The sequence below is a fragment of the uncultured Microbacterium sp. genome (assembly GCF_963521695.1).
Classification (GTDB): Bacteria; Actinomycetota; Actinomycetes; order Actinomycetales; family Microbacteriaceae; genus Microbacterium.
The window spans coordinates 1-8,254 of the sequence record NZ_CAUQWC010000162.1; the positions used below are offsets into that span (position 1 = coordinate 1).

General features: G+C 70.9%; 9 protein-coding genes. 3 read left to right on the top strand and 6 right to left on the bottom strand.

Translation table 11 applies throughout. The annotated features are described in order from the left end of the window. The 6 genes from RWP81_RS11870 to RWP81_RS11895 all read right to left on the bottom strand — a co-directional run. Positions 1 to 905: M20/M25/M40 family metallo-hydrolase (locus tag RWP81_RS11870; RefSeq protein WP_314456347.1), on the bottom strand; the 905-nt coding region annotated here is incomplete at its 3' end. 4 nt (positions 906 to 909) lie between these two features. Then, on the bottom strand, positions 910 to 1,260 hold the full coding sequence (locus tag RWP81_RS11875) for a carboxymuconolactone decarboxylase family protein (RefSeq protein ID WP_055959812.1): 351 nt from the start codon (positions 1,258 to 1,260) through the stop codon (positions 910 to 912). Between the two features lie 238 nt (positions 1,261 to 1,498). After that, a complete protein-coding gene (gene hpxO, locus RWP81_RS11880) occupies positions 1,499 to 2,683 on the bottom strand; it encodes an FAD-dependent urate hydroxylase HpxO (protein ID WP_314456352.1) in 1,185 nt (394 codons plus the stop codon). 8 nt (positions 2,684 to 2,691) lie between these two features. Then, positions 2,692 to 3,012 carry a hydroxyisourate hydrolase gene (uraH, locus tag RWP81_RS11885; RefSeq protein ID WP_314456354.1) on the bottom strand — a complete coding sequence of 107 codons (321 nt, stop codon included), beginning with the start codon at positions 3,010 to 3,012 and terminating at the stop codon, positions 2,692 to 2,694. Next, positions 3,009 to 3,536 carry a 2-oxo-4-hydroxy-4-carboxy-5-ureidoimidazoline decarboxylase gene (uraD, locus tag RWP81_RS11890; RefSeq protein WP_314456356.1) on the bottom strand — a complete coding sequence of 176 codons (528 nt, stop codon included), beginning with the start codon at positions 3,534 to 3,536 and terminating at the stop codon, positions 3,009 to 3,011. Before uraD ends, uraH begins: the two co-directional genes overlap by 4 nt. A gap of 249 nt (positions 3,537 to 3,785) precedes the next feature. Then, a complete protein-coding gene (locus RWP81_RS11895) occupies positions 3,786 to 4,457 on the bottom strand; it encodes an XRE family transcriptional regulator (protein WP_314456359.1) in 672 nt (223 codons plus the stop codon). Positions 4,458 to 4,616: 159 nt separating this feature from the next. Here RWP81_RS11895 and RWP81_RS11900 point away from each other — a divergent pair, with 159 nt between their 5' ends. The 3 genes from RWP81_RS11900 to allB all read left to right on the top strand — a co-directional run. Beyond that, positions 4,617 to 6,392 (top strand): NCS1 family nucleobase:cation symporter-1, encoded by a 1,776-nt coding sequence (locus RWP81_RS11900; protein ID WP_314456361.1) that lies wholly within the window; start codon positions 4,617 to 4,619, stop codon positions 6,390 to 6,392. 5 nt (positions 6,393 to 6,397) lie between these two features. After that, positions 6,398 to 7,264, top strand: coding sequence for an aspartate/glutamate racemase family protein (locus RWP81_RS11905; RefSeq protein WP_314456365.1), 867 nt, complete (start codon positions 6,398 to 6,400; stop codon positions 7,262 to 7,264). Between the two features lie 51 nt (positions 7,265 to 7,315). Beyond that, on the top strand, positions 7,316 to 8,254 hold a 939-nt coding region (gene allB / locus RWP81_RS11910; protein WP_399540590.1), incomplete at its 3' end, for an allantoinase AllB.

Genomic DNA, 8,254 nt, shown 5'->3' on the forward strand with positions numbered 1-8,254 from the left:
CCGTAGACCTCGAGGAAGCGTTTTAGCGGGGGGGGGCGCCCCACGGGGACGCGGGGCGCACCGACGGCGGCCACGGCGCGCGCGACGCGGACGACGGCGTTGTCGGTGGTCGGGCGCGAGCCGTGCGCCGCGGAGCCCCGGGCCGTCAGGGTGGCCACCGTCACGCCCTTCTCGGCGGTGGCGACGAGGTAGGCGCGGCGGTTGCCGGGCAGGGGGATCGAGAACCCGCCCACCTCGCTCAGCGCCTCGGTCGCCCCGGCGAACAGCTCGGGCCGGTTCTCGACGATCCACCGCGCGCCCCAGACGCCCCCGGCCTCCTCGTCGGCGAAGAACGCGAAGATCAGGTCGCGCCGCGGAACGATCCCGTCGCGCCGGAACGCCCGCGCGATCGCGAGCAGCATTCCGACGAAGTCCTTCATGTCCACCGCGCCCCGGCCGTACAGGATGCCGTCGTGGATCTCGGCCCCGAAGGGCGGATGCGTCCAGTTCTCGGCCTCGACCGGCACCACGTCGAGGTGGGCGTGGGCGACGAGGGCCCCGGCATCCGGATCCGAGCCGGACAGACGTGCGATCACGCTCGCGCGTCCCGGCCGCGGTTCGACGAGGACCGTGTCGTAGCCGACCTCGTCGAGGCGCTCCGCGACGTAGCGGGCCGCACGCGTCTCGCCGTCACCGATGGTCGCGGCCTCGCCCGTGTTGACACTGTCGATGCGGATCAGGTCGCGGATGAACGCGAGGGCCCCCGCCTCGAGGGCGTCGGAGTCGGGCGTGCCGGGCTCGGATGCGCGCGTTTCGCGTGTGCGGGGGTGGGCGCTCTCGGGTCGCACCGCGCCGGACGGGGATCCGGCGGGTCGAGGTGCGCCCGGTTCGACGGCGTCGATCGACGGCGAGGAAGCGTCGGTCACGAGGTCAGTGCTGGTGCGGGCGGGCGTCGTCGGCGAGCTTGAACGCGAGGCGTCCGTGGGCGTACCCGCCGCCGGCGCGGATGGCGGTGGCGACCCACGCCGCTTCGGCGAGCTCGGCCTCGGTCGCACCGGCCTTCACCGCGTTCTGCGAGTGGCCGTCGATGCAGTAGACGCACTGCGTGGTGATGCCGACCGCCAGCGCGATCAGCTCCCGGTACTTCAGCGGAATGGCGCGGCCTTCGGGGGCGAACACGGCCTGGTCGAACGCGGCGAACGCGGCGAGGATGTCGGGCGTCTCGGCCTTGTAGACCTTCGTGTAGGTCTTGTCGGCGGTGCGGTCGAAGTACTCGGACATGGTGCCTCCCGGAGGCGTCGCGGGGTCGGTTGCGTCGCCCCCACGTTGCCACGCCCCTCCGCCGGCTCCTGCGGGTCACCGTCACGCGAGGTCACACGCACGGCTCGGCTTCACATCGCCTCAGCGTGGATCGCGTCCCGCTCCTTGCGAGCCATGTCCCACTTCTGGCGGACCATGTCCCAGAAACGGCGGCTTGCGCGGTGTCAGAGCCGCCGAATGTGGGACAAGGGTGCGTGCGTCAGCGCATCACGCTCGCGCCGAGCTCGACGGGGCTTCCCTCGATGTTGCCGACGATGCCGCGGATGACTCCCGTGCCGTCCTCGCGCCGAAGGCCGTCGTACCAGGCCTGCGTCGCCGCGAGGTCGAAGGCGTGGGTCTCGTGGGCGCGCTTGCGGGCGCGCATCACCAGGTCGCCGGCCCGCTCGGTGCGGATGCGCGCGTAGCGCTTCAGCGAGTCCTCGACTCCGAGGGTCGAGGTCGCGAAGACGATGCCGAGGGCGAAACTGTCTTCCAGCGCGGAGCACGCGCCCTGCCCGATGTCGGGCGCGGTGTTGTGGGCGGCATCGCCGAGGATCGCCACGCGCCCGCGCACCCATGTGTCGAAGGGGTCGATGTCCCAGATCTCCACGCGGTTCAGCGACTCGTCGGGGTCGATGCCGTCGAGCAGCGCCCGCACGCCGGGGGCTCCCCACGACCCGAACGCGGCCTCGAGGGCGGCCATGCGGTCCTCCACCACGCCCGAGGGGCCCGGTACGTCGACGAAGAAGTAGAACCGGTCGCCCGCGACGGGCATGACCGCGCACCGTTTGCCGTCGCCGACGTAGGTGGTCCACTGATCCAGCGGCCCGATCCGCTCGTCGGCCTTCACGAGGCCGTTGTAGTTGACGTAACCGGAATAGGACCGTTGCGGACGGATGCCGGTCGGCTCGGTGACGTAGTCGCGCACGAGCGAGCGGGCCCCGTCGGCACCGATCAGCAGGTCGGCGGTGTCGGTGGAGCCGTCGGCGAAGGTGGCGGTGACCGTCGCGCCGTCGTCGGCGACGGCGACCAGCTGCTTGCCGAGGCGGATGTTCGCCGAGCCCACGGCATCCATCATCATCTGCTGCAGGTCGGCGCGGGCGACGGGGTAGGGCCGCTGGCCGGTCTGCTCGGTGACGGGGGCGAGGCTGAAGCGGCAGAGCTCGTCGCCGGTGTGCCCGTCGTAGTACGCCATGTCGTCCATCCGCCCGCCGAGCGCGGCGACCTGCGGGCCGAGGCCGAGCCAGTTCAGCACCTTCACGCCGTTGGACCACAGTGACAGCGCCGCCCCGACCGGGCGGTTCTCGCGCATGCGGTCGTAGACCACGACCTCGTGGCCGAGCTTCTGCAGCGCGAGGGCGGCGGAGGTTCCGCCCACGCCCGCTCCGATGACGATGACCTTCATGACGCTCCTCAGCTGCCACGGTAGGTCGAGTAGGCGAACGGGCTCAGCAGCAGCGGCACGTGCAGGTGCGCGTCGCCCGAGACGGTGAACGCCACCGTCACGACGGGGTGGAACGAGGTCGCGCCGCGCTCGCGGAAGTACGCTCCGGTGCCGAAGGTCAGCGCGTAGTCGCCATCGTCGAGGCGCTCGGGGCCGAGGGCGAGGCGGCCGTCGGCGTCGGTGGTGGCCTCCTCGATCGTCGCGCCGTCGAGGGGGGCCAGCGTCACGGCGACGCCGGATGCGGGCGTGCCGGTGGTGGCATCCAGGATGTGGGTGGTGACGTGGGTCATTCCGCGGCCTCGGGTTCGGTGGGGGCGTCGTCGGCGAAGGTCGTGCGCAGCCGCAGCAGCGCGATCTCGGCGAGCTGGCGGGTGGCCTCGATGGTCTCGGTGGCGGGGTCGGTGCCGAGGCGACGCTCGAGCTCGGCGCGCATCTCACCAGGGGTGCGACCGGCCGCGCGGATGAGGAAGACGCGGCCGAACCGCTCCTCGTAGGCGGCGTTGCCGGCCGCGATCGCGGCGACGTCGTCATCGGCGGCGGTGCTCATCGAGCCCTGTTCGCGACGGGATGCCGAGGCCTCGGCGCCGTCGCCCGAGACCTTCCCTCCGATGCGGGGGTGGGCGTGCAGCGCCGCCTCGAGGTCGGCGGGCGACCAGGTCGCGGCGAGGTCGCCGGCGTAGGAGGCGAGGGCGTCGACGTTCGCATAGGGCCGGCCGGCCACGACGGCGTCGACCCACCCCGGCACGTCGGCCCAGACGCGGGCCACCGCCGCGGCATCCGCGTCGTCGAGGGCATGGAACTCCTGCAGGTGCATGCCGACCAGGCTAGGCGGCGCGCGTTACAGGGCTGTGGCGGGATGTGTCAGCAATGTTGCTGTGGGGAACATTTCGCCGGGCGTGGGTGGGGTGTGGGCGCGTTCGGGGCGCGCGATGTGCAGTGGGGTGTGCAACGGTCGCCCCGTTGCACATTCAGCGCCCCGGAGGCGCGTCGATGACTCAGCCGGCCGAGTTCGCCGCACCACGCGGGCGCCAGGGCGACGGTACCCCCTCCCCGGGCGGACGTGTCAGGCGTGCACGATCAACCAGTGCGCAACGGCGTCGTCGGAGCCGGTGTTGTGCAGGCGGTGGGGGACCGAGCAGGGGTAGCTGATCGCGTCGCCCGCGCGCAGGATGACCCGCTCGGCCTCGAAGTCGATGGTGAGCTCGCCCGCCACGACCGTGCCGACCTCGTACCCCTCGTGATGGAAGAGGCCGTCGGCGCCGTGGGCGGCGGCGCCGGGCGGGTAGATCGACTCGAAGTAGTCGATGCCCGGCGACGAACCGGGCGTGAGGCGTCGGAACGACACCCCGCTGTCGAGCACGATGTCGGGCGTCTGCCCCGCGCGCTGCAGCGTGAAGCCCGAGGGGCCGACGGGGTCGACGGGCCGGTCGGATGCCGGGTCGAAGGCCGCCACGAGGGGGACCCCGAGGGCGTCGGTGATGGCGATGAGCCGCGAGACGCTCGGCTGCATGACCCCCCGCTCGATCTGCGAGACGGCGCTGGGGGAGATGCCGAGCGTCTTCGCGAGCGCGCGGGCGGAGATGCCGCGAGCCTGACGCAGGTCGCGGATGCGTGCGCCGACCGACGCCTCGGCGGGTGCGCCCGAGTCGGGGACCGCGGGCACGAGCTCGGATCGGGCACCGGCGGTGTCGACGGGCGCGACGCGGGCATCGTCAACGGCGGCGGGCTGCGTCATGCCCCGAGTCTATGGACGCCTCTTGCGTGAAGGTGTGACTTCACACGCCCGTTACATGAGCGAAACCAAGCGAGCAGTGTGAACCCATAACTTCACATCAGAGCTCCACTCCGGCCGCGGACTCCACGTCGTGGCATCCATCGTCCTGAGAGGAATGACATGACGACGACACCGCTCACCGGCCCCCATGATCTGGTGGAGGCCGCCGGCCACCCCCACGGAGGCGGCAACATGCTGCCGCACTACGACGACCGCCTCGCCAACGAAGACCTGGCGCCGCTGCGGAAGCAGAAGTGGTCGAGCTACAACATCTTCGCGTTCTGGATGAGCGACGTGCACTCCGTCGGCGGCTACGTCACCGCGGGCTCGCTCTTCGCGCTCGGCCTGCAGTCGTGGCAGGTGCTGGTGGCGCTGATCGTCGGCATCGTCATCGTGCAGCTCTTCGCCAACATGGTCGCCAAGCCCAGCCAGAAGACGGGCGTGCCCTACCCCGTCATCAACCGCGTGGTGTTCGGCATCCGAGGCGCCAACATCCCGGCGATCATCCGCGGCCTCATCGCGATCGCCTGGTACGGCGTGCAGACGTTCCTGGCGGCCGAGTCGCTGAACATCGTGTTCCTGAAGTTCATTCCGGGGTCGGCGGCCCTGCTCGACGTGTCGTTCGCGGGGCTGTCGGCCCTCGGCTGGATCTCGTACGCGATCCTGTGGACCGCGCAGTTCCTCCTCTTCTGGAACGGCATGGAGGTCATCCGCCGCTTCATCGACTGGGCCGGTCCCGCGGTGTACCTCGTCATGATCGTGCTCGCGATCTACCTCGTCTCGCAGGCGGGCATCCAGAACATCTCGTTCACCCTCTCGACCACGCAACTCGACTTCTGGGCGTCGATCCCGGTGATGTTCGCCGCCGTCGCGCTGGTCGTGTCGTACTTCTCGGGCCCGATGCTGAACTTCGGCGACTTCGCCCGCTACGGCAAGAGCTTCGCGGCGGTCAAGAAGGGCAACTTCTGGGGCCTTCCCATCAACTTCCTCTTCTTCTCGCTGCTGACCGTGATCACGGCGTCCGCGACCGTCCCGGTGTTCGGCTCGCTCATCACCGATCCGATCGCGACCGTCGAGCGCATCGACACCGCCTTTGCGATCCTCCTCGGCGGCCTGACCTTCGTCACCGCCACGGTCGGCATCAACATCGTCGCCAACTTCATCTCGCCCGCGTTCGACTTCTCCAACGTCGCCCCGAAGAAGATCTCGTGGCGCGCGGGTGGAATGATCGCCGCCGTCGGTTCGACGTTCCTCATGCCGTGGAACTGGTACTCCAACGCCGACGCCATCCACTACTCGCTCGGCGTGCTGGGGGCGCTGATCGGCCCGCTCTTCGGCATCCTGATCGCCGGGTACTACATTGCCGCCCGCCAGCGCGTGAAGGTCGACGCGATGTTCACGATGGACACCGCCGGCCCCTACTGGTACCGCAACGGCTTCAACCCCAACGCGGTCAAGGCGGTCATCGCCGCGGGTGTTCCGACGGTCGCGATCGCGATCTTCCCGAAGCTGTTCGCCGATCTGGCACTCTTCAACGTCTCGTGGATCAGCGACTACAGCTGGTTCATCGGCTGCGGACTGGGGTACGTGCTGTTCCTGTTCTTCGAGCGCCTCGACCCCCGCATCCCGACGTTCGACGGCGAAACTGAGGGCATCTCCGACGGCACGGTCGACGCGGTCGCCGACGACGCGGCATCCGAGGTTCCGTTGCTCGCGCAGACGGTTCAGGATGCCGGGACCGCAGCGTCGGCGTCGGGTGCGGTGCTCGCACCGACGGCTCAGGATGCCGCGCCGGGCTCGGCCCGGGTGCGCCTGGACGAGGTTCCGGACGCCGCGACCCCGGCGTCCACGCATCCGCGACCGACCGCCGGACACTCCCGCGAGGCGCTCGCGTGAGGATCATGCTGATCAACCCCAACACCTCCCGGGCGATGACGGAGAAGATCGCCGAAGCCGCCCGGGAGGTGGCGGGGCCCGACGTGCTCATCGAAGCCGTGTGTCCCGAGGTCGGTGCCGCCGCGATCGAGAGCCACACCGATGAGATCGCTGCGGCGGCGGCCGTGATCGAGGCGATCCAGGCCGATCGCGACGGCCCCGGCCCCGCCGATGCGTACGTCATCGCGTGCTTCGGCGACCCGGGCCTCGACGCGGCGCGCGAGATCGTGGAGGCCCCGGTGGTCGGCATCGCCGAGGCGGCGATGCACCTGGCGGCGGTGTCGGGTCGGCATTTCGGGGTCGTCACGACCCTCAGCCGCACGCTCGGTCGGGCCGAGGACCTCGTCACCCGGTACGGCATGGAGCGTGCGTGCGTGTCGCTGGAGGCGACCGGGATCCCGGTGCTCGACCTCGAGGACACGGGATCCGAGGCCGTCAAAACCATCGAGCGGTACGGTGCGCGCGCTGCCGCCGACGGCGCCGACGTGATCGTGCTCGGCTGCGCCGGCATGGCCGACCTGTGCACGGAACTCACGGAGCGCATCGGCGTGCCGGTCGTCGACGGGGTCGCGGCGGCGGTGGGCATGGCATCCGGAATGGTGCGTATGGGTCTTCGGACCAGCAAACGTGACGAGTACGCGCGGCCGCCGCGGCCGTTCGTGGGCGCCGCGGCCACGGGTTCGGTGCCGGCGGACCGGGGCGGGCTTCGTGCAGTGGGGCGTCCGGGGGACGACCCGGTGCACACCCCGGGCCCCGGTGAGGCGTCGGCCGATCCGGGGGCGCCGACCCGCGCTCTTCCTCCCCAGGCGGGCGATCTCCCGGTTTTCGCATGAATGTTGATGACGGTTACATTCAGGAAACGCGGGGCGCCTAGCGTGAACGACATGAGCACACGGATCGCCGCCCGACGGGTCTACCTCGACGGCGCCTTCAGCCCCGCCACCGTCGTGATCGACGACGGGGTGATCACCGCCGTCGAGCCCTTCGATGCGGCCGCCACCACCGTGCTGCCCGGCGACGCGGTGCTCCTGCCCGGGCTCGTCGACTCGCACGTGCATCTCGACGAACCCGGCCGCACCGAGTGGGAGGGGTTCGCGACGGGGACCGCTGCCGCGGCGGCCGGTGGGGTCACGACGGTGGTCGACATGCCGCTGAACAGCTCGCCCGTCACCACCACCCCCGAAGCTCTGGATGCCAAGCGCCAGGCCGCGGTGGGAAAGCTGGCGGTCGACGTGGCGTACTGGGGCGGCGCCGTGCCCGAGAACCTCGGATCGCTGCGCACGCTCTACGAGGCCGGGGTCGTGGGGTTCAAGTGCTTCCTGTCGCCGAGCGGCATCGACGAGTTCGGGTACCTCGACACCGACCAGCTCGAGCGATGCCTCGCCGAGCTCGCCGATTTCGACGGCCTGCTCATCGTGCACGCCGAAGACCCCGCGCATCTGCACGCCGACGGCGCGCTCGGACCCCGCTACCGCGACTTCGAGGCCAGTCGCCCGCCGCTCAGCGAACGCGCCGCGATCCGCCGGGTGATCGACGCAGCACGTCGCACCGGGGCCCGCGCGCACATCGTGCACGTCTCCGACGGCGGCGCGCTCGATGACGTGCGTGCGGCGAAGGCCGAGGGCGTACGCCTCACGGTCGAGACGTGTCCGCACTATCTGACCCTCGACGCCGAAGACGTGCCCGACGGCGCGGGGGCGTTCAAATGCTGCCCGCCGATCCGCGGCGGCGACAACCGCGACCTGCTGTGGGCGGGGGTCATCGACGGAACCATCGACGCGATCGTCAGCGACCATTCGCCGGCCACCGTCGAGCTGAAGGGC